This is a genomic window from Pelomonas dachongensis (genome assembly GCF_043555865.1).
In the GTDB taxonomy this organism is placed as follows: Bacteria; Pseudomonadota; Gammaproteobacteria; order Burkholderiales; family Burkholderiaceae_C; genus Pelomonas; species Pelomonas dachongensis.
This window is the reverse complement of record NZ_JBIGHY010000003.1, coordinates 475,221-500,429: the sequence shown is the minus strand read 5'-3', so window position 1 is coordinate 500,429 and position 25,209 is coordinate 475,221. Positions and strand designations below refer to the sequence as shown.

The window sequence follows — 25,209 nt, the reverse complement described above, 5'->3', positions numbered from 1 at the left end:
GAAACGCGCTCAGCGCGGCCGCATCCACACGATGCAGCGCTGGGCATCTAGGCCTGGGACGGCCAGTTGTTCCACGTGAAACACATCGACGTCGGCGGGCAGGGCGGCGATCTCATCGGCTGGGTGCTGGCCCTTCATGGCCATCCAGACGGCACCTTCCACCAAGAGCTGGCGGGTCAGGTTGGTGAAGTCGACCAGCGACGCGAAAGCGCGGGAGGTGATGACGCCGAACGGCTCCGTCGTCAGTTGCTCGACGCGACTGTGCACACCGTGCAGGTTGGGCAGCTTCAGCTCTGCGGCGACCTGCTGGATGAAGGTGGCCTTCTTGGCCACGGCGTCCACGCAAGTCACGTCGGTGTTGGGGCAGCAGATCGCAATCACCACGCCGGGCAGCCCGCCACCGGCGCCAACGTCCATCAGCCGGGCCGGTGCGCCGTGCTTCTGAAGCGGGGCGATGATCGACAGGCTGTCGATCAGGTGGTGGCTCAGCATCTGCGCCGGGTCGCGCACGGCGGTCAGGTTGTAGACCTTGTTCCACTTCTGCAGCAGGGCCAGGTAGGCCAGCAGCTGGTCCAGTTGGGTGTCGCTGAGTTCGAGGCCGAGTTCGGTGGCTGCCGCGTGGAGCGTCTCCCTCATGCAGACACCACCACTTCAGCGACCTCGGTGAACCCCTTGAACTTGCCCTTCTTCAGGTGCACCAGCAGTAGAGAGATCGCCGCTGGCGTGATGCCGGAGATGCGCGAGGCCTGGCCCAGTGTCTCGGGGCGGTGCTTGTTCAGCTTTTGGCGCGCCTCGAAGGAGAGGGCGTGGACGAGGCCATAGTCCAGCTCGTCGGGCAGCTTCAAGTGCTCGAAGTGGGCGGCGCGGGCGACGTCGTCGACCTGCTTGTTGATGTAGCCGGCGTACTTGGTGCTGATCTCGACCTGCTCGGTGACGAGGGCCGCCAGCTCCGTACCCAGCTCGGCGTTCAAGGTTTCACGTGAAACACCGGCCTCGGGACGTGCAATCGCGGCGACCTCGGCGACGGTGTCGAACACCACGCCCGGCCGGCGCAGCAGGTCGACCAAGGTGTATTCACGCTCAAGCGCCTTGCCCACGAGCCGCTCCGCATCCGCCGCTGGCAGGATGCCTGCGTGGACCCAGGTGCTCTTCAGCTTCTCTGTTTCACGTGAAACAGCGTCGCGCTTGCGATTGAAGGCATCCCAGCGGGCGTCGTCCACCAGGCCCAGCTGGCGGCCGGTCTCGGTCAGGCGCGCGTCGGCGTTGTCTTCGCGCAGCTGCAGTCGGAACTCGGCGCGGCTGGTGAACATGCGGTAGGGCTCGGTGACACCCTTGGTGATCAGGTCGTCCACCAGCACACCCAGGTAGGCCTGGTCGCGCGCGGGTGTCCAGGGGCCGTTGCCGCGCACCTGCAGCGCCGCGTTGAGGCCGGCGAACAGGCCCTGCGCCGCGGCTTCCTCGTAGCCGGTCGTGCCATTGATCTGGCCGGCGAAGAACAGGCCCTGGATGATCTTCGTCTCGAACGATGCCTTCAGGCCTCGCGGGTCGAAGTAGTCGTACTCGATGGCATAGCCGGGGCGCAGGATGTCGGCGTTCTCCAGGCCGGGGATGCTGCGCACGGCGGCGAGCTGGATGTCGAAGGGCAGGGAGGTGGAGATGCCGTTGGGGTAGAACTCGTGCGTCGTCAGGCCCTCGGGCTCCAGGAAGATCTGGTGCGAGTCCTTGTCGGCGAAGCGGTTGACCTTGTCTTCGATGCTCGGGCAGTAGCGCGGGCCGACGCCCTCGATGACGCCGGTGAACATGGGGCTGCGGTCGAAGCCGCTGCGAATGATCTCGTGCGTGCGCGCATTGGTGTGCGTGATCCAGCACGGCACCTGCTTCGGGTGCATGGCGGTGTTGCCCATGAAGCTGAACACCGGCACAGGATCGAGGTCGCCGGGCTGGGCCTCGCACCTGGCGAAGTCGATGGTGCGGCCGTCGATGCGCGGCGGCGTGCCGGTCTTCAGGCGGCCTTGGGGCAGCTTCAGCTCCTTCAGCCGCGCCGACAGCGACACAGCCGGCGGGTCGCCTGCGCGCCCGGCGGCGTAGTTCTGCAGGCCCACATGCACGCGACCGTCCAGGAAGGTACCGGCCGTCAGCACGACGGCACGGGCGCGGAAACGGATGCCGGCCTGCGTGACGGCGCCGACAACGCGGTCGCCTTCCACCATCAGGTCGTCCACCGCCTGCTGGAACAGCTGCAGGTGGGGCTGGTTCTCCAGCATGCGGCGGATGGCGGCCTTGTAGAGGATGCGGTCCGCCTGGGCGCGGGTGGCGCGCACGGCCGGGCCCTTGCTCCCGTTGAGGATGCGGAACTGGATGCCGCCTTCGTCGGTGGCCAGCGCCATCGCGCCGCCCAGTGCGTCGACCTCTTTGACCAGGTGGCCCTTGCCGATGCCGCCGATGCTGGGGTTGCAGCTCATCGCGCCCAGGGTCTCGATGTTGTGGGTCAGCAGCAGCGTCTGCGCGCCCATGCGCGCAGCGGCCAGCGCCGCCTCGGTGCCGGCATGGCCGCCGCCAACGACGATGACATCGAATTCCTTGGGGTAAAGCATCTCGGTCCTGAAGAACAAACCGCTGGAACGGGGCGTCCAGGCGAACCGCGAATTTTACGAACGGGCTGTGGATAAGTCACCCGCCGATTGTTCGTGTCAGGACCCCGTGATTCGTGTCAAAAGAGTCCCAGTCTGGAACGAATAGTCCTGACCAGGTCGGAGCAACAAGCGCCTGTGTTTGCAAGGAAATCTGACAAAGGCGAAGGCTTCAAAGCCTTCCCGCGATGACCCCGATTTCGACCCTTTGAGCAAACCGCACTGGCGGTGGCGTGAGCTCTTCCAGAGCCGAAAGTCGTTGCGAATCAGGCCGTTCCTTCAATCCTCACCGAAACCGCACTGACAAACAAACCGGTCAGGAAAACCAGAATGACATTCAAGTCTTGAGCGGACGGGGCCGCCTGGCACGCTGCTCAGACTGAGCGGTCCGTGCCTCCGTAGACCGCAAGGGCCGAGCGCTCGTAGTTCCTCGAATCGGTATAGGTCTAACGCAGCCTCAGGGGCGTCTGCGTATTCAAGTGGACGTGAGCATCCAGTTCAGTGCCGCCAGCACGCGATCCAGTGCTGTTGAGCAGCTGCTACTGCCGGAGCGTGCGAACGAATCGGTAGTCATCTTGGCAGCGGTTGCTGATGTTCGCCTGGTATGAGCTATTGGTCCGCAGCTCGGTACAGTCGCGCCAATCGACTTCTCCGCCTACAAGGCGGTGCTCTGAAGCCTAAAGTACTTGGGGTGGGACGGTAGCTCCTCATGGCCGCAACCCAGGTTTTTGAAGGCGCATAAGCAAAAAAGTCTTGCTTCGGGTCCGTAGCAGTTGCTACAGTTGCACCCAACACACCCGCCACACGTCCTGGTTGCGAGACCAGGGTTCTGCCAAAAGCAGACGTGCAAAAGGCGGGTTTTCTTTTGTCTGGACCCATTCCGATGAATTATCGGATGGCGGACTAAGGCGGACACGAGCATGGCCACATCGGCGCTTCGGCCTTTTACCAAACCCGCCAGCACGCCAGAGCAGTTGCTCCAGAAGCTGAAGCTCTGCGGCCTCGTGGTCGCCAGTGATGCCCAAGCCCTGGCCTACCTGCGTGGCGTCGGCGCCTACCGGCTCAAGGGGTACTGGCACCAGGTTCAGGATCCGGTAACCAAGCGCTTCCCTGCTGGCTACGACTTCGAAGACATCCGTCAGCGATGCGAGCTCGATCGCGAGGTCCGCGCGGCGACGATCGAGGCCGTTGACCGCCTAGAGGTAGCCATCCGATCGGTGATGGCCAACCACTTGAGCCTGACCCACTCGCCGCACTGGTTTCTCGAACCGCGCATCTTCAAGCCCACGGAGCAGTGGGGCATTGGCAAGATGGTGAAGAAGGTCGAGGATGAGGTCGGCCGGTCAAAGGGCAAGGCCTTCATCAAGCACTACTTCATCCAGCACGACGACCCATACCTGCCGCCAAGCTGGGCGATCAGCGAGTGCGTTTCCTTTGGCATGTGGTCGCGCACCTTTGCCATCCTGCGAGATCCCAACGACAAGAAGACGATTGCCAAGCGCTTCGGCGTGGACCAGCCGCAGACGTTCGAGTCGTGGATCCACGCGCTGACCGTTCTGCGCAACCTGGCGGCACATCATGGTCAGCTTCTGAACGTCCAGCTTGGCGTTGCGCCGGCGGGCTACAAGAAGGGTGGGATCACCTTTCGGCAACCGAAGTCCTTCTTCGCCATCGCGACGGTCGTCAACTACCTGCTCAACCAGACGGGCTTGCCTGAACGCTGGAAGCTGGCGCTGAGCGCTTCATTCGCCGCCTATCCACGGGTGCCGATGTCTGAACTGGGTTTCCCAACGGGTTGGGAAACGGCGCCCGGCTGGTGAACACCTGGATCAACGGGCCCGATTGCCTCACGCTGTTGCAGTGCAGCCAGGCGGCGCAGGATGCGAGACGGAGAAATACCACCAGTCAAGAACGCGAACAATCATGGCTGACAGCGCCCTCAGCAAGAAGCTGTTGCTGATCGACAAGCAGAAGGTCGATCTCTCCCCCGCTCGACGAGTCCTTCAAGGCCATCATCTTCGTGGGGACGGCGGCGATGTGCACGCCCACCAGCAGCAACAGGCCGGTGGCCAATGACTCGTGCACCTCCTCCCATGCCTCGCCGCGGCTGAAGGTCAGCCAGCCGCTGCCGGCCGCCAGCAGCCCCGTCCCCAGCAGCGCCAGCACCGCCCAGCCGCCTGCCGGGTTGTGGCCCGCATGCGGCCGGGCGCGGCCGGCCAGCAGCTCCCGCAGGTGAGCGAGCACGGCCGCCGGCCCGCGCACGAAGTGGGAGAACCGCGCCGGCCTGCTGCCCAACAGGCCCCACGCCAGGCGCAGCGCCATCGCGCCGGCCAGCGTCAGCCCGAAGCTGATGTGCACCGCCCGCCAGCCGTCGGCTTCGGCGGTCAGCCATGCACCCGCCAGGCTCAGCGCCATCAGCGCATGGAGAAGGCGCACGGGGACGTCCCACAGGGGTTGGGTGACCAGGTCGGGCTGCTGGGCCTCGGTGTTGGCGGCGGCGTGCGTGACCGCAGGATCGGGGTGGGCCGAGGCGTTCATGGGGGGCTCCAGGGGGTGCATGACGACGCCATGCTGAGCCGGCTTCCTGAGGACTGGCTGAAGCGGCCGCTGTGCTGCCCGCCTGTCTGCAGCAAGTTTGCGCTGGCGCAAATGGCATGCAGGCTCGGCCCGCGGCAGTGCCGGTCTTGGGCGCAGCATGCCGGTGTCACCACCGCAAGAGGAGTGCCTCATGTTCAAGACCAATGTCGGAACTGCCGATCGCGCGCTGCGCGTGGTGGGCGGACTGGCCCTGCTGGGCCTGGCGGCCAGCGGCACCATCGGCGCCTGGGGCTACGTCGGCATCGTGCCCCTGGCCACGGGCCTGCTGCGAACCTGCCCGCTGTACTCGGCGCTCGGTTTCAGCACCTGTCCGCTGAAGTCCTAGGCCGCGCGGCGGCCGACAATCGCGTCATGGAGTGTCGACCGCATTGCGCCGCCTGCTGCATCGCCCCGTCGATCAGCTCGCCCATCCCCGGCCACCCCCACGGCAAGCCGGCGGGGGTGCGCTGCGTGCAGCTGGAAGACGACCTGCGCTGCCGCATCTTCGGCAGGCCCGAGCGACCGGCGGTGTGCGGCTCGCTGCCGCCACACGAAGAGATGTGTGGCGACAGCCGCGAGCAGGCGATGCGCTGGCTGGGCTGGATGGAGCAGCAGACCGCACCCGCCACACCGCCCACCTGCAATTCGTAACCGCGCCTCCCTAGGTCGTCTAGCGCCGCTGCTGCCGCGCGCTCCTAGACTGCCGGCGCTGCGTGCCACCGGGCCGGAGCCCAGGACAGATCAGGGAGCCACATGAGATTCACACGCCGCCATGGCGCTGGCCTGCTGGCCGCCGCCTTTCTTCTGCTGGGCGCGGCCAGCGCGCGGGCCCAGGAGTTGCGCGCCTATCCCCGCGCGCAGGAGCTGGGCCGCTACGACAACCCGCTGGAGGCCGGTGCGCTGCCCATCTCGCCGCCCGAGCGGGCCAAGGGCAAGAACGAGAGCCGCTGGCGCCTGCCGTACGAGGGCAAGGTCAGCATGCAGCAGTACAAGCATCCCGCCGACGACAGCCCGCTGCTGATCGCGCGCCACTACGCCGGCCAGCTGCGCGAGCAGGGCTTCGAGCTGCTCACCATCTGCGACATCCCCTGTGCCGGGCGCGCTGACAGCCCCGACGCCTCGGTCTACTGGTTCCATGAGCTGGACCTGGCCAAGCGGCTGCAATACAACTATTTCGGCGACCGTGGCCTTTACCTGATCGCGCACCGCGCCGACGCGGTCGTCGCCGTGCGGGTCGGGGCCAGCCACGGTGGCTATGCGTCGGTCGTCAAGACCGTCGCCGCGCCGCAACTGGACCGCACCCCGCTGTTGGCCTATGTCGAACGCCAGCGTGCGCCGGCGGCCGATGCGCCGCTGCCGCCCGCGGTAGGCGGCCCCGGGACGGCGCCTGCCCCCAGCGCCTTCGTCAAGGAAGTGGCACCGGCGGACTTGAACGCGTGGGTGCGCGCGACGCCAGGCTGGGTGGTGGTGCAGCTCAGCTCGAACGACCCGAAATGCGGCTACTGCGTGCGCGCCAATCCGGTGTTCAACGCGTTGGCGGCCGCCGAGTCGCCGCAGGGCACCGGCTTCGCCCGGGTCGCCTTCCAGCCCTGGACCTCGGTGAACCAGAACGACTTTGCCAACCAGTACGGCGTCAGCGGGCTGCCCTCCTTCTTCACCTTCAAGGACGGCCAGCTGATGCGCCGCCACAACGGCATCGCCGATCAGGCCACGCTGCGCCGTGTGCTGCTGGACGGAGTGCGCTGAAGGCCCCGTCGGGTTCCCAGGCTCAACCGGCTTGCTGCGCGTGCCGGGCGCCGCCAGCCCGCCAGCGCCCCCGGAACGCCTGCGCGCGCGGGTGGTCCCAGTACTTGTCGAAGAAGTAGTGCAGCACCGTGTTGGCCAGCGGTTCGACGAAGGTCACCGCGCCGGCCACCGCCACGCTGCCGGTCAGCGCGTAGGTCACGCTGAACGCCGTGATCAGGTGCATGACGCCGAAGCTGAGGGTCTTGGTCATGATGTCTATCGCCTTGCGTGTTTTGATAGACAAATGCTAATCATTCTCAACGGCGTCGGCCATTCGCTTGTGGCTATCGCGGCAATCGCTGCCGCAGCTCAGTGCTTCAGCCTTACTTCGTGCCTCGGCCGCTGACCCTGTCCGTCACGGGCCGCTGCGTCGCCAGGTCTTCGATCCACGCCTCGCAGGCCTCGGCCGTGATGCGGCCCGTCACGCGGTAGGCCTTGCTCGCCTCGGGCGCGAAGTCCACCTCGCCCTGCGTGCGGCAGGTCGGGCGGGTCACTGCGAGCAACGGCGCGGCGTACTGCGTGGTGGCCTGCAACTGCACGCGGGCCGGGCGCAGCGGCAATTCGTTGGTCAGCGCCACCGGTGCCACCGAAAAGCCGCGGCCCTGGTTGGCGCGTACGGTGGCCATGCTGGTGCTGGCCAGGCGCCGGCCGTCGACGTGGGTCATCTCGAACACATGCAGCAGCTGGCCGCTGACCTGCACGGCCTGGTCGGCCACGTTGACAGTGGGGCCGGCGTAGTCGGCCGGCGTGGCGGGCTCCAGGCTGGCCAGGCTCGTGCAGCCGGCCAGCAGCGCCATGCCGCCGAGGAGGGCAGCGGCCCTCATCGCGCCACCGCCGCGCGCATGGACCGCGCCACATAGGCCAGCGCCACGGCTGCCAGCGCAAAGCCCATCACCACGCCCGGCAGCACCTGCTGCCAGCGCAGCGCCTCGCCCTTGAGCACGGCCAGCATCAGCGTGTTCTGGGCAAGACCCGGCACCCACAGGTACCAGGGCGCATCCGCCCCCGGGTTCAGTAGGCTCACCATGGGCATCAGGCTGACGACCGTGACGACCAGCGTGCTGCCGGCCTGCGCCTCCTTGAAGGTCTTGGAGCGGATGGCCAGCGCCATCAGCAGGCCCGACAGTCCCGCCGCCAGCGGGATCTGCAGCAGCCAGAAGGCCAGCACCTCGCCCATGCCGAACTGGAACATGGCCTGCAGGCTGTCGCTCTTCAGCAGCCACTGCGCCGGCACGAAGCTCAAGCTGGACAGCAGCGCCACCACCATGCCCATCAACGCGACGGCGCCCCACTTGCCCCACACCAGCGCGCTGTGCGGCACCGGATTCATCAGCAGGGGCTCCAGCGAGCCGCGTTCGCGCTCGCCCGCGGTGCTGTCCAGCGCGGCTGTCAGCGCGCCGTACAGCACGGCCATGATGATGAACATGGGGATCATCGTGGTCATGCGCGTCGCGCGGGCCTGGGCGCTGGCGAGGTCGCGCTCCTGGACGTCGACGGGCTTGAGCAACTCCATGGACACACCGCGCATCGCCAGGTTCAGCGCCGCGCGCTCCTGGTTGAAGCCGCCCATCAGGCGGTGAAGCGCACCGGCGCCCGCCTGTGCGCGCTGGTTGGCGCTGTCGCTCACCACCTCGACGATGGGCGCGTCGCCGGCCAGCAGCCTGGCCTCGAAGTCGGGCGGAATCACCAGCAGCGGCGCCACCTCGGACCCTTTGCGCAGCCCCTTCTCGTAGTTGTCCCGTTCCTGGGCGTTCTTGATCTCGAGGCTGACGACCGTGTAGCTCTGGCGCTGGATGAAGTTCACCAGCGTCGGCCCGTACTCCGTGCCGTAGATGACGACCACGCGCTTCTCGGCCTGCTGCTCGAACGAGGCCAGCAGACCGGACAGCGCCATCAGCATCAGCGGCCCCATCAGCAGCGCCGGGACCAGCATGCGCAGCAGCGTGCGCCGGTCACGCAGCGCGTCGGCCAGTTCCTTGGAAAAGACGATCAGGGCTTGTTTCATGCAGCCACCTCGGCGGGGAATGCCAGTTTCACGAACGCGTCCTCGAAGCGGGTCTCGCCCGCCTGTTCCAGCAGCTGCGGCACGCTGCCGTGCGCCACGCTGCGGCCTTTGGACACCACCACCACCTCGTCACACAGCTGCTCCACCTCCTGCATGATGTGCGTCGAGAAGACGATGCATTTGCTGCCGCCGTCGGGGCTGCGCAGCCAGCGCAGCGCCTCACGCAGCGCGCGCGTGGCCAGCACGTCCAGGCCGTTGGTGGGCTCGTCCAGCACGATGTTGGCGGGGTCGTGCACCAGCGCGCGGGCCAGCGCCGTCTTCATGCGCTCGCCCTGGCTGAAGCCGTCGGCGCGGCGGTCCAGGATGGCCTGCATGTCCAGCAGCCGTGCCAGCTCGTCGGCGCGCGCGTTGGCGGCGTCGGGGTCCATGCCCTGCAGCCGGCCGAAGTAGGCGATGTTCTCGCGGGCCGACAGGCGCGGGTACAGCCCGTGCGCGTCGCCCAGGATGCCCATGCGCGCCAAGGCCTTCAGCGGTGCGTCCTTCACGACGATGCCATCCACCCCGATGGCGCCACTGTCGGGCGCGAACAGCCCGGCCAGCATGCGCAGCGTGGTGGTCTTGCCGGCGCCATTGGCGCCCAGCAGGCCGGTGATGCGCCCATTGGCGGCCGCCACCGTGACGCCTTGCACCGCGTGCACGATGCGCCTCTCGCCGCGCTTGAACAGCCCCGCACCGGTGCGCGAGACGAACTGCTTGTGAACGTCCTGGATGTCGATCATTGTGCCGCTCCGGTCGTCTGCGGGGCCGCCTGGATGGGCTGGAACGCGGTGGGCCGCGGAATGCGCGTGGCGCACTTGCCGTCCTGCGGCAACGCGTCGGCATCGGACTTGGCGTCGATGAAGCGGAACATCAGGTCGCGCACGCAGCCGACGGCCATCACGCCATGGCCGGCCTGTGGCACCACCAGGTGCTGCACGCGCTCGGGGTGGACCGCGCCCAGCGCCTTGGCCACGCGCTCGCCGTGGCGCGTCGGCGTGGCCGGGTCGGCACCGCCGCTCATGACCAGCACAGGGCTGGGTGCGGGCGGCAGCTTGTAGAACTCCGCCGGCACGTCACCGCGGGGCCAGGTCTTGCAAACGCGCGCGTACATCTCCTCAGCCGCCCGGCCGAAGTCGGCGCCTGGCTTGTCGCTCGCGGCGGCCAGGCGCGGCGCGTCTTCGGCGCAGACCACCGAGAAGTGCATGCCCATCGCCAGCCGCATGTCCTTGCCGCCGCCGAACGCCGACGTCAAGCCGAACAGGCCGTCGAAGCGGCCCTCCTTCGCGGCGATCTGGATAGCGGCCGGCAATGCGGCGGCCAGCGCGGGCTGGTACAGCGGCGGGCGCACGGCGCGCAGCAGCAGGTCGCGGGTCAGCGTGAAGCGCTCGGGTTGGCCGGTCAGCGGCTGCGCCACGGTGACCTGACGCGGCAGCGAGGCCAGCAACGCCTGCCATTCGGCACGCAGCGTCGGGTGGGTCTTGGCGTGCGCGGCAAACAGCTGGTCCAGCGCGGCCTGGCCATCGGTCGAGAAGCTGGCCGGCAGCACCATGTCCGGTGGCGCGACGCCGTCGATGATGGTGCGGCGCACGCGGGTCGGGAACTGGCGCAGGTACTCCAGCGCGGCGCGCGTGCCATAGCTGCCGCCCACGAGGTTCCACTGCGGCACGCCCAGCGCCTCGCGCACGGCGTCCATGTCCTGCATCGCGACGGTGGTCGTGAAGAAGCGCAGGCCACCCTGCTGTCCGTAAGGCAGCTTCTCCAGCCCGGCGCGGCATGCGTCCAGGCGCGCCATTTGCGCGGCCTCGTCCAGCTGCTCGGTGATGGGCAGCTTGCTGTCGTCGGGGCACTCCAGCGGCGCGGACTTGCCGGTGCCGCGTTGGTCGATGAAGACGATGTCGCGCCGGTTGGCCAGGCGCGACAGACGCGGCAGCACGCGCGACGCCACGTTGATGGCGCTCTGGCCGGGCCCGCCCGCCAGCATCAGCACCGCGTCGGGCTGCTTGTTTCGCGCCATCGCGGGCACCACCAGGAAGTGGATGTCGACCTGGGCGCCGTCGGGCCGTGCGGGGTCCAGCGGGCGCTGCAGGCTGCCGCACTTCAGCTCGTTGGGAATGCCGGCGATGCGGCAGGGCTGCAGCGGCGGGGTGGCGGCACGGGCCGGCGGGCTGAGTGTGGCGGCGGTCGCCAACAAGGCCAGGGCAAGCTGGGGGCGGAGCATGCGGAGGTCTGGGTCAGTGGTGTTGGCGCGAGTATCCGGGCGCCACGCGCCGCGCCGGCCCCACGGCGGGCGAACGGCCGTTGGCACGCCATGGACGGCGCCGGTCGCGGGCGAATAGCGGGCGAGGGCGGGCGAGGGCGGGCGGACCGCAGGCGCGGTGCGACGCTGCAACAACCGCCAGAACTGAGGATGTGCGTGCGCGGACCCGGCGCAACAGTCCGCGCGGGCGGTGTCGCCCGGTTCAGGAGATGTCCATGTACTCATTTCACCGTTCGGGAGTGGTCCTGCTGGGCCTGTCGTTGTGTGGGGGGGCCGCCTGGGCGCTGACGCCGGACAGCGGCGCGCGCCCGGTCGTGGCTGTCGCGCAGCAGGCGGTCATCACGGCAGGCATCGAGCGCGCGGCTCAGGAAGACGCCCTCAAGCGCCACGAGCAGGCGGTGCTGGAAGCCGACCAGGCACTGGCCACCCAGGACCCGTCGCAAATCGAGACGCTGCGCGACAAGCGCGAACACGCGCTGAAAGCGCGTCGGCAACTGGCGCTCACCGCCAAGGCCAAGGCCGACGCCGACGCTGCCCTGGCCAAGGCCAGCGCAGCGCTGTACCTGGCCACCGAGAACCTGCTGGCCTGCGCGGCCCAGCCCGCCGACTGCCCGGGCGGGACCGCGCCGGTGCTCACGGCCAGCCAGTACAACGCGATCGCGGTGCTGGGTGCACAGGCCATGGCGGCACAGGAGGCCCTGGGTGCCGCCGAGGCGGCGGCAGCGCAGGCCGTCAAAGTCGCCGCCGCGGCCGAGGACACCGTGCGCGAGCGGGTGGCGCAGCGCAACCAGCAGCCCGGCGCCGCCCTCCCGGTCGTGGCGCCAGATGTTCAACATGCGCAGCAGGCAACGGCGCAGGCCAAGCAGTCTCAGCAGGCGCTGAAGCCGCTGCAGGCCGGTATCCAGCGTGTCAGCGCGAAGGCGGTCGCATGGGCGGCCTGTCAGCCGGGCCAGCCATGCGCAGGTTTTTCCGCAGAGGAACTGGCCGAGCTGGAGACCCAGGCCTTCAGGCTGAAGGGCGATATCGACGCCGTGAAGGACCAGTCCAAAATGGCCAGGGGCAATGGCTACTGGCTGGACGAACGCATCACCTCGGTCAGCAGCTCAAAACAAAAGGGGCTGGTGGATCTGCTGGTCCGGCTCGACGACCTGCCGGACGCGCAGTCGCTGTTTGGCAGCTCCGATGCAGCGCGCCTGTCGGCCAGCGCCAGCGGCGCGGAGGCCACCATCCGGCTGGACCTCAATCGCATCCCCGGCGCGCTGACACGCGACACGCGGCTGATCATTTCAGCGCCCAAGGGCAGCGATGGCCGCGGGCGGCTGATCGGTTTCAGGAACGCGGACCAGGTGGTCCCGTCGGTGCAATGGGTGCGTGACATCACCAGGGACGTGGAGAGTTTCGGCTCCTGGGGCGAGGCGCTGTACGTGTTCGGCGTCAACGCCAAGCTGGGCTACAGCGAGCACACCTACCGCAGTCGCGACAAGCTGGACGACGAGCAGCTGGCGCGCAACACGCCCAAGTCACTGGGCGTGCAGCTGGCCGTGGCCGGCCTGGAAAAGCAGCGCTTCCATGTGCTGCGCGCGAACTATGCCGAGGCCTACAAGGAGGCACCGGTCGAGACGATCTGCCCCGCCGCGCCGCTGGCGGGCCAGACCTGGCTGAGCTGCGTGGATGCCTCGTTCGCCGCGCCCGAGCGGCAGCGCGGCTGGGTGTTCGGCTATGAGTACCGTGTGTCCTGGAAGCACGCTGCCGTCTCGATGGGCTTCCAGTACGACCGGCGCATCAAGCGCAAGATCTACTCGCTGCCGATCTACCTGCTGCGCGACAGCGACAACAAGGACAAGCCCTTCACGGGCGGACTCAGCCTGGACTACAAGACCCGCTCCACGTTGCACCCCAAGCGCAGCTTCGAGGTGGGCGTCTTCGTCGGCGCGCCGTTCTCGCTGTTCTCGCGCTGAACGGCGGGCGCAACCGCCCGCGCGCCTTCAGCCCTTGGGCGCGCTGCCCTTGAAGACCGCCAGGCACGCGCTGCGGGCCTTGGCATCGTCCGCCTCCAGCTTGCCACACACGCCGTCCAGCTGCGCCTTCAGCCGGCTCACGGCGGCGGCCTGTGGTGCAGCCTTGCTCCAGCTGGTCAGCAGCGTGGCGACCTTCTTCAGCGACCGTTCGCTGCGCTCGTAGAACGCGCCGGGGTCCTTCTCGGCCTCGGCGAACAGCTGGGCTGCGGCCTTCTCGATGCGCGGCGTGTCCTCGGGGCTCAGTTCCACCAGCGCGGCGACATAGTTGGAGCCCCACTGCAGCCGGGTTGCCGGGCCCTCGCTCTTGTTGAAGGCCTCCTCGTACCAGCGCAGGGCCTCCAGCTTGTGGCCCTGCTTGCGGGCGTTGCCGCCCAGCTGGCTCATCAGGTAGTAGGGCGAGTGGCTGCGTGCCAAGGCAGACTTCAGCAGCTCGTCGCTTTCCTTCCACAGCCCGGCGCGGCCCAGCACATAGGCCGCCTGCGTGATGACGGCCTGGCGCTCGTAGCCATCGGTGATCTCGCGGTTGGCACGGCCGGTTTGCTCGCGCACCTCGGTCAGCAGCGCTGCGGGGAGGCCGGCGGGGTTCACCGCGTCCTTGGGACTTTCCAGCCGTGCCAGCTCGATGCGCGCCTGCAGCGCGTTCAGCCGGTCGGCGCGAGACAGCGTCGTGTCCGCGTTCAGCCGTCTCAGCGCGGCGTCGAACTCGGCCACCAGCTTGCTGCGCGCCTCGCCGGGCTGCGGCGCCAGCGCCTTCACCAGGTCCGGGGCCTCGTTCGCGAGCACGTCCATCTGCGCACGGGACTGCGCCGCATCGCCCAGCACGCCGCGCAGCCGCGGCAGTTGCGCCGGGTCGGCCGCCTTGCCCTCGGCCAGTGCGCCGATGGACTTCAGCCACAGCCGCGTCGCGGTGTCCGTGTCGGCGCCCTCGCTGGCCTTGGCCAGCTGCGCCAGCGTGGCCGGTCGCTCGGCGACGGGCAGCAGTTGCTGCTCGTCGGTCTCCCAGCCGTAGAAGCCCAGCAGCCGCCACTCGTTGGCCGACAGCTTCTTGCCGGCCTTTGCGTCGGCCAGCACGGCCTTCACCGGGCGGCCACCGGCCAGGCCCAGCTGCAGCACCGACATCACCTGCACCGCATCGGCCTCGCCCGGCAGGCGGGTGATCTCGGTGCCTTTGGCGTTGAACAGGATCAGCGTCGGGTAGCCGCGCACCTTGAAGCGCGTGCCCAGCTTCTGCGCACCGCGCGCATCGCCATCGATGTTGACGGCCACGAAAGACTTGCTCTGCTCGATGAAATCCGCGCGGTTGAACAGCGTGGCCTTCAGCTGGTTGCACGGCGGGCACCACTTGGCGCCCCAGTACAGCAGCACCGGCTTCTTCTCGGCCTTGGCCTGCACGAAGAAGCGGTCGATGTCGGCGTCGGCGGCAGCGGCCTGCCAGGACACGCCGGGGCCGGGGGCGGCAGGGGCGGCGGATGCGCTGGCCAGCAAGACTGCGGCAGCCAGTGCGGCGAAGCGAGGGGTGAGCTTCATCGGGTTCGGGGCTATCGTGTCGAAGCGGCCATTCTCTGCTGCCCGCGCATCGCAGAATCAGCGCATGCCGAATAAGCACATGAGCGCCGCGCCGGGCCGCCCCAAGCCAGCTCACTCTCGCCTGGCGAACGCCTGGCCGATCCGTCGGCCAGGCAAGGCTGAAGGCCGCAGGATTCATCCGTGAGCCGCCTGGACGACGCGCTGGCTGCGTTGCGCGCCCAGGCGCGGCCCGACCAGCTGGCCGGCATGGCCCGCTTCGGCCTGACCGGGGACGGCCGGCTGGGCCTGGCCGTGCCGACGCTGCGCGCGCTGGCTCGCCAGTTCAAGCGCGACCATGCGCTGGCCCTGGCGCTGTGGGACACCGGCATCCCCGACGCGCAGATCCTGGCCGGCATGGTGGCCGAGCCGGCGCGGCTGACGGCGGCGCAGATGGACCACTGGGTGGCCGGCCTGCAGGCCTGGGATGTCTGCGACCAGGCCTGCCTGAACGCCTTCGTGAAGAGCCCGCTGGCCTGGGACGCGATCCCGCGTTGGGCGGCGCGCCAGCCAGAGTTCGAAAAGCGCGCCGGCTTCGCACTGCTGGCGGTGGCGGCGGTCCACCAGAAGGCGCGGCCGGACGCGGATTTCCTGGCCCGGCTGCCGCTGATCGAGTCTGCGGCGGGGGACGACCGCCACTTCGTCAAGAAGGCCGTGAACTGGGCGCTGCGCCAGATCGGCAAACGCAGCGATGCCTTGCGTGAGCCGGCGCTCACATTGGCGCAGACGTTGACTGCGCGTCAGGAGAAGTCGGCCCGCTGGATAGGCAGCGATGCCCGGCGGGAGTTGAGCCACTCCGCCTGAACGCTTCGCAAGCCGCTGGAAATCTACTCTGACCCCATTTTCATCACCCCCTTTTGGGGGAGATGGGGGGTGGGCCGCCCACCATCTCCCCCGCCGTTCCGCCCTCTGGGTGATGTTGCAAGAAGTGTCTGCCGCCGATGCTTCAACCCATCAACCGGAGCCCGCCATGCAATTCTTCGCCTCGTCGCAGCAACCGTGGTCCAACACCAAGCCCGCCATGTTCGTGCCCGCCCGTGCCCGCGTGCCGGCCGGCGCCAAGCCCGAGATCTGCGGCTGGTACGACTCCACCTTCGAGCTGTCTCAGGGCCTGGAAATCACCGAGCACGACAACGACACGCTGTACCAGCTCTGGGAGCTGTCGCAGGCCTGAGTTCCAGCCCAGCCCTGCTATGCCGCGAGGTCACAGCCTGCAGGCGACTTCGGTGCCTTGTCGGATCGCCCGCTTCGCATCCAGCTCGCCGGCCTCCAACGCGCCGCCGATCAGCTGCACACTGACGCCGGCCGCCTTCAGCGGCGCCTCCAGCTCGCGCAGCGGCTCCTGCCCGGCGCACAGCACGATGGTGTCGGCCTCAATCAGCTGGGCATCTGCCCGCTTCTCGCCGTAGCTGACCCACAGCCCCTGCGGCGTGATCTGTTCGTAGTTGACGCCGGCGAGCATGTCGACCTGCTTCATCTTCAGCGCCGCTCGGTGGATCCAGCCCGTCGTCTTGCCCAGGCCCGCGCCGAGCTTGCCGCTCTTGCGCTGCAGCAGCGTGACCTGGCGCGTGGCCGCCTCGGGCGCGGGGCGCAGCAGCCCTGCACGGACCCGCTCCGGGTCGCCCACGCCCCAGTGCCGGCGCCACGCGGCCGGGTCCAGCGTCAGCGAGTGGCCGGCCTCCAGCAGGTACTCGGCCATGTCGAAGCCGATGCCGCCCGCGCCCACGATGGCCACCCGCGCGCCCACCGGCCGGTCGTGGCGCAGCACGTCGATGTAGCTGAGCACCTGGCCACGCGCGATGCCTTCCGCCTGTCCCTTGATCTTCGGATCGCGCGCGCTGACGCCGGTCGCCAGCAGCACGTCGTCGAAGCCCTTCAGGTCGTCCGCCGAGACCCGGCGGTTCAGCTGCAGCGCGACGCCGGTCACCTCGATGCGGCGGCGGAAGTAGCGCAGCGTCTCGCTGAATTCCTCCTTGCCCGGCACGCGTCTGGCCATGTTGAACTGGCCGCCGATCTCAGCCGCGGCGTCGAACAGCGTCACCACGTGGCCGCGCTCGGCCAGCGTCGTGGCGGCGGCCAGGCCAGCGGGGCCGGCGCCGACGACCGCAATGCGCTTCCTTTGCCCTCCGGTCGAAGCCACCGGCCGCACCACCAGCAGCTGCTCGTAGGCCGCATGCGGGTTCACCAGGCAGGTAGAGATCTGCTGCTGGAAGGTGTGGTCCAGGCAGGCTTGGTTGCAGGCGATGCAGGTGTTGATCTCGTCGGCGCGGTTCTCGCGCGCCTTCTTCACGAAATGCGGATCGGCCAGGAAGGGCCGCGCCATCGATACCATGTCGGCCGAACCGTCCGCCAGCACGCCTTCGGCCACCTCGGGCGTGTTGATGCGGTTGCTGGTGATCAGCGGCGTCGTGATGCCCTCTTCGCGCAGCTGGGCGCGAAGTTTTGCAGTCACCCACGCGAAGCCCGCGCGCGGCACGCTGGTGGCGATGGTCGGGATGCGCGCCTCGTGCCAGCCGATGCCGCTGTTGATGAGGGTCGCGCCGCCGCGCGCGACGCGGCGAGCAAGTTCCAGCACCTCCTCCCAGCTGCTGCCGTTGGGGATCAGGTCCAGCATGGACAGCCGGTAGATGATGATGAAGTCTGGCCCCACCGCCTCGCGCACGCGCGCCAGGATCTCCAGCGGCAGCCGCATGCGGTTCTCGTACGAACCGCCCCAATCGTCATCGCGCTGGTTGGTGTGCGTGACGAGAAACTGGTTGATGAAGTAGCCCTCGCTGCCCATCACCTCCACGCCGTCGTAGCCGGCCTCGCGCGCCAGCTTCGCGCAGCGGACGAACGCGCGTATCTGCCGCTCGATGCCGCGTGCCGACAGCTCGCGCGGCGTGAACGGCGTGATGGGGCTCTGGATGCGCGACGGTGCCACGCACAGCGGCGAGTAGCCGTAGCGGCCCGTGTGCAGGATCTGCAGCGCGATCTTGCCGCCCTCGGCGTGCACGGCGTTCGTGATGAGCTGGTGGCGACGCGCCGCGCCCGAGGTCGCCAGCGTGCCGGCGAACGGCTTGGCCCAGCCCTCGATGTTGGGCGCAAAGCCGCCGGTCACGATCAGCCCCACCTCGCCGCGTGCGCGCTCGGCAAAGTAGGCCCCCATGCGCTCGAAATGCTTGCGACCGTCCTCCAGTCCGGTGTGCATGCTGCCCATCAGCACACGGTTCTTCAGCGTCGTGAAGCCGAGGTCCAGCGGGGCCAGGAGGTGGGGATAGCTCATGCGGCCGATGCTATCCAGCAGCGTGACGAATGGATTGGAGCGGCCACTCCAACGAAGCTGCGGGTTTTCCAGCAACAGTTCTTCACCGGACGCTAGACAGTGGAAACGGCGATATTGCGCGGTTGAGTTCTAATCACGAACCCGCCTTCCTGGGGATCGGCCCGGCGGCAAGGTTTTTTCGGAGAGTTTTCGATGCGATTTACCCCTTGGGCCACACGACTGGCCCTGACGCTGAGCCTGTCGGCCACGACCTTCCTGACCGCGTGCGGTGGCGGTGGTAGCGACGGCGGCGGTAACGCCAACGTGCGCCTGCTGAACGCCACGCGCTCGTACAACTCGCTGTCGCTGGAAGTCGCCGACAAGAAGATCAACGCCGACGTTGCCTACGCGGGCGTGGGCGAATACGGCTCGGTGGACATCAATTCGACGACGCGGGTGTTGATCAATCCGGTCGGCACCAGCATCTACGCGGCCACGCCTACGCTGACGGCCGGCAGCGACTACACCTACATCACCTACGGCTTCTCCGGCGCCATCCGCACGACGGTGCTGCAGGAAACCGAGACCGCGCCCGAGGCCACGAAGGCCAAGCTGCTGGTGCTGAACCTCGCGCCGGATGCTGGCGCCGTGGACGTCTATGTGACGGCCGCGGGGGATGACCTCGCCACCGCCAGCCCGCTGGTCAGCAACCTCAGCGCCGGCAGCGGCTACCAGCAGATCAACTCGGGCACCTTCCGCGTCCGTGTGACCGGCGTCAACCGCCGCGGCGAAGACCTGCGCCTGGATATCCCGGCCGTCACGCTGGACTCCGCCAGCGTCAACACGCTGCTGCTGACCTCCACCGACGGTGGTGTGCTGGTCAACGGCATCACGCTGGTGCAGAAGGGCGCGGCAAAGAGCTTCCCGGCCTCGCAGAGCCGCGTGCGCACGGTCGCTGCGCTGACCGCTGGCGGTACGGTGACTTCGTCCGTCAACGGCACGCCGATGTGGACCGCGCCTGCCACCAGCCCGCTGATCAGCAGCTACGTGACCACCGCCGCCGGTGCCAGCACGCTGGCCACCACGATCAACGGTGCGCCGGTCACCTTCACGGCGCCCACGTTGGTTGCCGGCAAGGACTACACGCTGCTGGTCTGGGGTAGCGCCGCCGCGCCGCAGATGACGGTGCTGGATGACGACAACCGCCTGCCCGCCGTCGCCGGCAACGTGAAGATCCGCCAGGTCAACGCGCTGCCCACGGTGACGTCGTCGCTGAACGTGGACTTCACTTCCATCGCCAGCAACGTGGCCTCCGGCACGTCGTCGACGTTCGCCAACATCTCGTCGAGCACCGCGTCGCAGGTGGAAGTCAGCGTGTCCAGCTCGGCCACGCCGATCTTCAACAACAACAACACGACGCTGGCCTTCCCGGCCAACAGCGTGTGGACGTTCTTCTCGGTGCCCACGGCCGCCGGCGGCATGACCGCCGTGCCGCGTCGCGAGCGCTGATCCGCCGCATCGCCTTCCGGCAAGCCCCCGCGCCCAACGGCCCGGGGGCTTTTTCTTTGTCGCGCGAAGATCGCGTCATGGCCGCTTCGCCCACCCGCCTCCACCTGCAGCGCCTGCGCCTGATCTGGCGCAGCGCCGGCTGGCCCTGCCAGGACCTGGTCGAGATCGAGCTGCTGGCGGGCGGCTGGGTCGAGCGCCTGGCCGAGGCCGGTGGCCGCGAGCGGCTGCGCGTGACCGATGCCGGCGTGGCGCTGATCGCCGATTCGCTGGTGCGCAACCGCGCGGCGCGTGATGCGCACGAAGGCCTGGTCGAGCGCGTCGCCACTGAGATGCAGCGCGGCGGTCGCATCGCCTGGCGGGGCCTGGCGCTGCGCGCCGGACTGCCTGGCGAGGACGGCAAGACGCAATGGGTCCACGCGCTGCCCGACGTCTACTCCATCCGCCACAGCACGGTGGAGGACTACCTCGAACCCGCCATCCACGAGATCAAGGTCAGCCGCGCGGACCTGCTGGGCGAACTGCGCCGGCCCGCCAAGTCGGCCGCCTACCGCGCGCTCAGCAGCCAGTGCTGGTTCGTCATCCGCGCCGGCATCGCCGAGCCACAGGAGATCCCGCCCGAATACGGCGTGCTGATCGGCCACGACAGCCACCTGGAGCTGGCCCGTCCGGCGCCCAAGCGCTCGTGCAAGCCCGACTTCGCCACCTGGATGGCGCTGGCGCGCGCCACGCCGCTGCCCGTGCTGGATGACGATCCACAATCGCTTCTCTGACCCGGAGTCGCCATGGCCACTGCCAACAAGACCGCTCCCACGGATGCCGACGTCGAGGCCTACTGTGCCGCCCAGCCCGAGGCGCGCGCCGCCGACTGCCGCGCGCTGATTGCGCTGATGCAGCACGCGAGCGGCCACCCGCCGGCTATGTGGGGCCGCATGGTGGGCTTCGGCCGCCACCACTACGTCCACGACAGCGGCCGCGAGGGCGACATCTTCGAGATCGGCTTCGCCAGCGGCGCCGGGGGCAAGGGCGATATCAGCCTCTACGTCAGCGGCGGCCGCGAGCGAGCGGCGCTGCTGGCGCGGCTGGGCAGGCACCGCGAGGGCAAGGGCTGCGTCTATATCAAGCGGCTGGCGGACGTCGACGCGGGCGTGCTGGCGCAGCTCTGCGCCGCCACGCTGCAGGACCTGCGCGCGTGAACGGCGCGCTGCTCGACACCAACTGCCCCCGCTGCGGCGGTAGCTTTGCCTGCGGCGCCAATGCGGGCCACTGCGACTGCTTTGGCATCCGCCTGACCGATCGCCTGCGCACCGCGCTGGCGGCGCAGTACCCGAACCGCTGCCTGTGCGTGCGCTGCCTGCGCGAGTTGGTCGACGCCGCTGAATTGCCTGATCAGCCACCGCCGCCCGGAGCGTCGCAGGCATGATGGCCGCCTGATGCGTGCCTCACCTCTGCTCGACCGCCTCGCGCCGCCGCTGTTCATCTTCATCTGGGCCACCGGCTACATCGTCGCCAAGCTGGCGGCGCCGCATGCCGATCCGCTGACCTTCCTGGCCTGGCGCTATGCCGGCGTCGTGGTGCTGATGCTAGGCCTGGCGCTGGTTGCGCGCGCGGCCTGGCCCACGCGGCGCGAGATGGCGCACCTGGCGGTGGCCGGCATCGCCATCCAGGCGGTCTACCTCGCCGGCGTGTGGGTCTCCATCCGGCAAGGCCTGCCGGCCGGCACGGCAGCGCTCATCGTCAACCTGCAGCCCGTGCTGGTGGCCGCGCTCGCGCCGCTGATCGGCGAGCGCGTGACGCCGCGCCAGTGGGCGGGTGTGGCGCTGGGGCTGGCTGGCGTGCTGCTCGTCATCTGGCACAAGCTGACCTTGGGTGCGGGCCTGGCCACGCCGCTGCTGCTGTGCCTGATGGCGCTGCTGGGCATCACCGCCGGCACGCTGTACCAGAAGCGCTTCGTGCCGAACTTCGACCTGCGCACCGGTCAGGTCGTGCAGTTCGTGGCGTCGCTGGTGGTCACGCTGCCCGCGGCGTGGGCGCTGGAGCCGATGCGCATTGAATGGAACCGCGACGTGTTCATTGCGATGGCCTGGAGCATCGTCGTGCTGACGGCCGGCGGCATCAGCCTGATGTTCTACATGCTGCGCCACGGCCGCGTCACGGCGGTCAGCAGCACCATGTACCTGGTGCCCTCTGTCACGTCGGTGATGGCGTGGTGGCTGTTCGGCGAGACACTGGGCGCACAAGCCATCGCCGGCATGGGCGTGACGCTGCTGGGCGTCTATCTCGTGGTGGCCAAGAAGACGGAGACGACTGCATGACCCGCGCCCACCACCGGTTCTGGCCCGCCCGCGTGCCGCACGCCATTGCGCCGCCGGCTACGGCGCTGCCCGACAACCTGGCGGTCAGCGCGCGGCGCTTTGCGCAGCGGCCGGCGCTGCACTTCCTGGGCCACACCACCACTTACGCCGAGCTGCTGGCGCAGGTGCAGCGGCTGGCAGCGTGGCTGGCCGAGCGCGGTGTCCGCAAGGGCGACCGCGTGCTGGTGGGCCTGCAGAACTGCCCGCAACTGGTCATCGCGCACTACGCCATCCACGCTGCGAACGCGGTGGTCGTGCCGGTCAACCCGATGAACCGCGCCGCCGAGCTGCGCCACCTCATCGAGGACAGCGGCGCCGTGCTGGCCATCACCAGCGCCGACCTCACGGCCGAGTGGCTGTCTGCCGGCATGGCCGCGCAGGACCTGCTGGTGACCCGCCTGGCCGAGGCGCTGCCCGAGGGGACGCCGCTGCCGGACCTGCCGTCCGGCTGGGCCGACTGGCTGAACGCCGACATCGCGCTGCCCGCTGCCACCACGGCCTGGGCCGACGCGCTGGCCTGCACCGCCGCGCCGCCCGTCACCACGGTGGGCGCCGACGACCTCGCGCTGCTGCCCTACACCAGCGGCACCACCGGCCACCCCAAGGGCTGCATGCACAAGCACCGCAGCCTGCAGCACAACGTGTTCGCCGGCGCGCTGTGGGCCAACGCCTGCCACGAGGACGTGGTGCTGGGCGTGCTGCCCATGTTCCACATCACCGGCATCGTGGTCGTCATGCACGGCACGTTGGCCTGCGGCGCCGCGCTGGTGCTGATGCCGCGCTGGCAGCGTGAGTACGCGGCCCGCCTCATCGCGCAGTACCGCATCACGCGCTGGACCAACATCCCCACCATGGTCATCGACCTGCTGGCCAGCCCGCAGGCAGACGGCTTCGACCTGTCCAGCCTCGTCACCATCGGCGGCGGCGGCGCGTCCATGCCGCAGGCGGTGGCCGAGCGCCTGTGGCAGCGCCACGGTCTGCGCTACATGGAGGGCTACGGCCTCACCGAGACCGCCGCACCCAGCCACGGCAATCCCTACGACGCGCCCAAGCAGCAGTGCCTGGGCGTGCCCTACCTGAGCTGCGACGCGCGCGTCATCGACCCCGACACGGGCCGAGAACTGCCGCCGGGCGAGAGCGGCGAGGTCATCGTGCACGGCCCGATGGTGTTCGACGGCTACTGGCGCCGGCCCGACGCGACCGAGGCTGCCTTCATCGAGTTCGACGGCCGGCGCTTCTTTCGCACCGGCGACATCGGCTTGGTGGATGCCGATGGCTACTTCTTCATGACCGACCGGCTCAAGCGCATGATCAACGCGAGCGGCTTCAAGGTCTGGCCCAGCGAGGTGGAGAACCTGATGCACGCCCACCCCGGCATCGCCGAGGCCTGCATCGTGGCCGCGCCCGACGCCTACCGCGGCGAGACGGTGAAGGCCGTCGTCGTGAAGCGCGCGGGCTTTGAGGCGCTGACCGCAGACGACCTGCGCGCCTGGTGCCGAGAGCACATGGCCGCCTACAAGGTGCCGGCGCAGATCGAGTTCGCCGACAGCCTGCCCAAGAGCGCCACCGGCAAGGTCATGTGGCGGGCGCTGCAGGAGCGCGAGAAGGCGCGCTGAGCGGCGCCGCCGGACGTCAGCGCTGCGGCTGCGCCGGTCGGGTCGACCACTGCGGCTGCCGCGCCAGCTCCGCAGCCGTGACCTCGTCGGCCGTCACCGCGTACTCGTTGCTGCTGCGTTCCACAAAATAGGCCGAGCGGTAGCGCTGCAACAGGCCGCCGAGGGCCTTGCGGGCGTCGCCGGGTTGACCGTTGAAAGTGAGCGTCAGCGTGGTCATGAAGTTCTTCCGTCAAACATCGGTGCAGGTTCAACGGCTGCCTGGCGCTAGGGTTGACGGTCAGATTGCTACCGACTGTTCGCGCGGCGATGGTGAATACACCCATCCGGGCGCCCGGCGCCGGCCGGCAAAATCCGCGGAAAAATTTCAGGGGGATGTGGATGTCGGATGCTGTCGACCAGCGCTTTGCACCGCCGCAGGCGCTTGTGGCGGATGTCGCGTCGGAGGGCATGGTCCTCGCGGGCCGCGGCACGCGGCTGCTGGCCGCCATCGTCGACGCGCTCATTGCCGGCGGCGTGGCCTGGGCGGCGTTGAAAGTCCCGCTGCTGGATTCCCTGGCCTTCAACGCGGGCAGTCCGGGCCTGGGATCGTGGCGTGCCGGCTCCACGCTGCTGGGACTGGGGGTCTTCCTGCTGGTGCAGGGCTGGCCGCTGCTGGCGCGCGGGCAGACGCTGGGCAAGATGCTGCTCCAGATCCGCATCGTGCGCTGCGACGGCTCCAAGCCCGAGGCGTGGCGCCTGCTGGGCCTGCGCTATGGCATCGGCATCGCCACCAACCTGAACCCCGTCGTTGCGATGGTTTACGGGCTGATCGACTCGCTGCTGATCTTCCGCGAGTCGCGCCAGTGCCTGCATGACACGATCGCCGACACGAAGGTGATCAAGCTCTGAGCGCGCTGACCGCTGCCCCGCCCGTGCGTGTCGACACGCTGGCCCGGGTCGAGACGCCGGAAGGCATCGTGCTGTCGCTGCAGCCCGCGGGGCTGGTGGCGCGCACCATGGCGTTCCTGCTGGACCTGCTGATCCGCCTGGGCCTCTACCTGATGATGGCGATGGTGCTCACGGCGCTGAAGGCCATGGGCGGTGGCCTGATCCTGATCGGCCTGTTCGCCGTGGAGTGGCTCTACCCCATCGTGTTCGAGCTGAGCCGCTGGGGCGCAACGCCGGGCAAGCGCGCGCTGGGGCTGCGCGTGGTGATGGACACCGGCCTGCCCGTCACGCCGGCGGCCTCGTTCACGCGCAACCTGCTGCGCGTGGCGGACTTCCTGCCGCTGGCCTACGGCTTCGGCATCGTCACGCTGTTGCTGAACCGCGAGTGCAAACGCCTGGGCGACCTGGCGGCGGGCACGCTGGTCGTGCACGCCCAGCCCGTGGTGCTGCACGACGCGCCACCGCCGGCCGAGCCGGTCGCGCCTGTACGGCCGCTGAACGCCTCTGAGCAGGCCGCCATCCTGTCGTGGGCGGGCCGTGCGAAGCGGCTGACGCCCGCGCGCTTCGAGGAACTGGCCGTGCTGGCTGCACCGGCGCTGCGTCCCGCGTCGGCGGACGGCCCCAGACGCTCCCCGTCCGAGCGCTTGCTGGGCGTGGCGCAGTGGCTGATGGGCAGACGCGCGTGACC

The 25,209-nt window shown here is 69.1% G+C and carries 26 protein-coding genes; 15 read left to right on the top strand and 11 right to left on the bottom strand.

Features of this window, described 5'->3' with window-relative positions; translation table 11 throughout:
• Positions 1 to 9 precede the first annotated feature (9 nt).
• The gene (rsmG, locus tag ACG02S_RS11400) at positions 10 to 636 is read right to left on the bottom strand and encodes a 16S rRNA (guanine(527)-N(7))-methyltransferase RsmG (protein ID WP_394470573.1); all 627 of its coding nucleotides are present in this window, start codon (positions 634 to 636) and stop codon (positions 10 to 12) included.
• Entirely contained in the window at positions 633 to 2,594 is a 1,962-nt protein-coding gene (gene mnmG, locus ACG02S_RS11395; protein ID WP_394470572.1) for a tRNA uridine-5-carboxymethylaminomethyl(34) synthesis enzyme MnmG, read from the bottom strand. Before mnmG ends, rsmG begins: the two co-directional genes overlap by 4 nt.
• A gap of 956 nt (positions 2,595 to 3,550) precedes the next feature.
• Between mnmG and ACG02S_RS11390 the strand changes: the two genes are divergently transcribed.
• Complete coding sequence (locus ACG02S_RS11390; RefSeq protein ID WP_394470571.1) at positions 3,551 to 4,450, top strand: Abi family protein; 900 nt, start codon at positions 3,551 to 3,553, stop codon at positions 4,448 to 4,450.
• Positions 4,451 to 4,535: 85 nt separating this feature from the next.
• Here the strand turns inward: ACG02S_RS11390 and ACG02S_RS11385 are convergent, their stop codons facing one another.
• Positions 4,536 to 5,168: a cytochrome b/b6 domain-containing protein gene (locus tag ACG02S_RS11385; protein WP_394470570.1), complete on the bottom strand. Its 633-nt coding sequence runs from the start codon at positions 5,166 to 5,168 to the stop codon at positions 4,536 to 4,538.
• A 190-nt stretch (positions 5,169 to 5,358) separates the two neighbouring features.
• On the opposite strand from ACG02S_RS11385, the gene ACG02S_RS11380 reads away from it, so the two are divergent.
• The 3 genes from ACG02S_RS11380 (at position 5,359) to ACG02S_RS11370 (ending at position 6,953) form a co-directional block, all read left to right on the top strand.
• The gene (locus tag ACG02S_RS11380; protein WP_394470569.1) at positions 5,359 to 5,553 is read left to right on the top strand and encodes a YgaP family membrane protein; all 195 of its coding nucleotides are present in this window, start codon (positions 5,359 to 5,361) and stop codon (positions 5,551 to 5,553) included.
• Between the two features lie 26 nt (positions 5,554 to 5,579).
• Positions 5,580 to 5,858: a YkgJ family cysteine cluster protein gene (locus tag ACG02S_RS11375; protein WP_394470568.1), complete on the top strand. Its 279-nt coding sequence runs from the start codon at positions 5,580 to 5,582 to the stop codon at positions 5,856 to 5,858.
• A gap of 102 nt (positions 5,859 to 5,960) precedes the next feature.
• Positions 5,961 to 6,953, top strand: a complete 993-nt coding sequence (locus ACG02S_RS11370) for a thioredoxin family protein (RefSeq protein WP_394470567.1) — start codon at positions 5,961 to 5,963, stop codon at positions 6,951 to 6,953.
• 22 nt (positions 6,954 to 6,975) lie between these two features.
• On the opposite strand, the gene ACG02S_RS11365 is transcribed toward ACG02S_RS11370, so the two are convergent.
• The 5 genes from ACG02S_RS11365 to ACG02S_RS11345 all read right to left on the bottom strand — a co-directional run bounded on the left by ACG02S_RS11365 (position 6,976) and on the right by ACG02S_RS11345 (position 11,254).
• Positions 6,976 to 7,203 (bottom strand): DUF2061 domain-containing protein, encoded by a 228-nt coding sequence (locus ACG02S_RS11365; RefSeq protein WP_394470566.1) that lies wholly within the window; start codon positions 7,201 to 7,203, stop codon positions 6,976 to 6,978.
• 112 nt (positions 7,204 to 7,315) lie between these two features.
• Positions 7,316 to 7,816, bottom strand: coding sequence for a hypothetical protein (locus ACG02S_RS11360; RefSeq protein WP_394470565.1), 501 nt, complete (start codon positions 7,814 to 7,816; stop codon positions 7,316 to 7,318).
• A complete protein-coding gene (locus ACG02S_RS11355; protein ID WP_394470564.1) occupies positions 7,813 to 8,997 on the bottom strand; it encodes an ABC transporter permease in 1,185 nt (394 codons plus the stop codon). The genes ACG02S_RS11360 and ACG02S_RS11355 overlap by 4 nt, the downstream gene beginning before the upstream one ends.
• Positions 8,994 to 9,776 (bottom strand): ABC transporter ATP-binding protein, encoded by a 783-nt coding sequence (locus ACG02S_RS11350; protein ID WP_394470563.1) that lies wholly within the window; start codon positions 9,774 to 9,776, stop codon positions 8,994 to 8,996. The genes ACG02S_RS11355 and ACG02S_RS11350 overlap by 4 nt, the downstream gene beginning before the upstream one ends.
• Positions 9,773 to 11,254, bottom strand: a complete 1,482-nt coding sequence (locus ACG02S_RS11345) for an alpha/beta fold hydrolase (RefSeq protein WP_394470562.1) — start codon at positions 11,252 to 11,254, stop codon at positions 9,773 to 9,775. The genes ACG02S_RS11350 and ACG02S_RS11345 overlap by 4 nt, the downstream gene beginning before the upstream one ends.
• 254 nt (positions 11,255 to 11,508) lie before the next feature.
• On the opposite strand from ACG02S_RS11345, the gene ACG02S_RS11340 reads away from it, so the two are divergent.
• Positions 11,509 to 13,251, top strand: coding sequence for a hypothetical protein (locus tag ACG02S_RS11340; RefSeq protein ID WP_394470561.1), 1,743 nt, complete (start codon positions 11,509 to 11,511; stop codon positions 13,249 to 13,251).
• A gap of 27 nt (positions 13,252 to 13,278) precedes the next feature.
• Here ACG02S_RS11340 and ACG02S_RS11335 read toward each other — a convergent pair whose 3' ends face one another.
• Entirely contained in the window at positions 13,279 to 14,838 is a 1,560-nt protein-coding gene (locus ACG02S_RS11335) for a thioredoxin family protein (RefSeq protein ID WP_394470560.1), read from the bottom strand.
• Positions 14,839 to 15,018: 180 nt separating this feature from the next.
• On the opposite strand from ACG02S_RS11335, the gene ACG02S_RS11330 reads away from it, so the two are divergent.
• Both ACG02S_RS11330 and ACG02S_RS11325 read left to right on the top strand, forming a co-directional pair.
• Entirely contained in the window at positions 15,019 to 15,678 is a 660-nt protein-coding gene (locus ACG02S_RS11330; RefSeq protein WP_394470559.1) for a DNA alkylation repair protein, read from the top strand.
• Positions 15,679 to 15,844: 166 nt separating this feature from the next.
• Positions 15,845 to 16,048, top strand: coding sequence for a hypothetical protein (locus tag ACG02S_RS11325; RefSeq protein WP_394470558.1), 204 nt, complete (start codon positions 15,845 to 15,847; stop codon positions 16,046 to 16,048).
• A 30-nt stretch (positions 16,049 to 16,078) separates the two neighbouring features.
• Here ACG02S_RS11325 and ACG02S_RS11320 read toward each other — a convergent pair whose 3' ends face one another.
• Positions 16,079 to 18,139, bottom strand: coding sequence for an oxidoreductase (locus ACG02S_RS11320; protein WP_394470557.1), 2,061 nt, complete (start codon positions 18,137 to 18,139; stop codon positions 16,079 to 16,081).
• 192 nt (positions 18,140 to 18,331) lie between these two features.
• On the opposite strand from ACG02S_RS11320, the gene ACG02S_RS11315 reads away from it, so the two are divergent.
• The 6 genes from ACG02S_RS11315 (at position 18,332) to ACG02S_RS11290 (ending at position 23,594) form a co-directional block, all read left to right on the top strand.
• A complete protein-coding gene (locus ACG02S_RS11315; RefSeq protein WP_394470556.1) occupies positions 18,332 to 19,627 on the top strand; it encodes a DUF4397 domain-containing protein in 1,296 nt (431 codons plus the stop codon).
• Positions 19,628 to 19,704: 77 nt separating this feature from the next.
• Complete coding sequence (locus tag ACG02S_RS11310; RefSeq protein ID WP_394470555.1) at positions 19,705 to 20,397, top strand: hypothetical protein; 693 nt, start codon at positions 19,705 to 19,707, stop codon at positions 20,395 to 20,397.
• Positions 20,398 to 20,409: 12 nt separating this feature from the next.
• Complete coding sequence (locus ACG02S_RS11305) at positions 20,410 to 20,820, top strand: DUF1801 domain-containing protein (protein ID WP_394470554.1); 411 nt, start codon at positions 20,410 to 20,412, stop codon at positions 20,818 to 20,820.
• Positions 20,817 to 21,047 carry a cysteine-rich CWC family protein gene (locus ACG02S_RS11300; protein ID WP_394470553.1) on the top strand — a complete coding sequence of 77 codons (231 nt, stop codon included), beginning with the start codon at positions 20,817 to 20,819 and terminating at the stop codon, positions 21,045 to 21,047. The genes ACG02S_RS11305 and ACG02S_RS11300 overlap by 4 nt, the downstream gene beginning before the upstream one ends.
• A 10-nt stretch (positions 21,048 to 21,057) precedes the next feature.
• Complete coding sequence (locus ACG02S_RS11295; RefSeq protein ID WP_394470552.1) at positions 21,058 to 21,939, top strand: DMT family transporter; 882 nt, start codon at positions 21,058 to 21,060, stop codon at positions 21,937 to 21,939.
• Positions 21,936 to 23,594 (top strand): long-chain-fatty-acid--CoA ligase, encoded by a 1,659-nt coding sequence (locus ACG02S_RS11290; RefSeq protein ID WP_394470551.1) that lies wholly within the window; start codon positions 21,936 to 21,938, stop codon positions 23,592 to 23,594. Before ACG02S_RS11295 ends, ACG02S_RS11290 begins: the two co-directional genes overlap by 4 nt.
• Positions 23,595 to 23,610: 16 nt before the next feature.
• Here the strand turns inward: ACG02S_RS11290 and ACG02S_RS11285 are convergent, their stop codons facing one another.
• Positions 23,611 to 23,811, bottom strand: coding sequence for a hypothetical protein (locus tag ACG02S_RS11285; protein WP_394470550.1), 201 nt, complete (start codon positions 23,809 to 23,811; stop codon positions 23,611 to 23,613).
• A gap of 161 nt (positions 23,812 to 23,972) precedes the next feature.
• On the opposite strand from ACG02S_RS11285, the gene ACG02S_RS11280 reads away from it, so the two are divergent.
• Entirely contained in the window at positions 23,973 to 24,482 is a 510-nt protein-coding gene (locus tag ACG02S_RS11280) for an RDD family protein (RefSeq protein WP_394470549.1), read from the top strand.
• 23 nt (positions 24,483 to 24,505) lie between these two features.
• Positions 24,506 to 25,207: an RDD family protein gene (locus ACG02S_RS11275; RefSeq protein WP_394470548.1), complete on the top strand. Its 702-nt coding sequence runs from the start codon at positions 24,506 to 24,508 to the stop codon at positions 25,205 to 25,207.
• Positions 25,208 to 25,209: the final 2 nt, after the last annotated feature.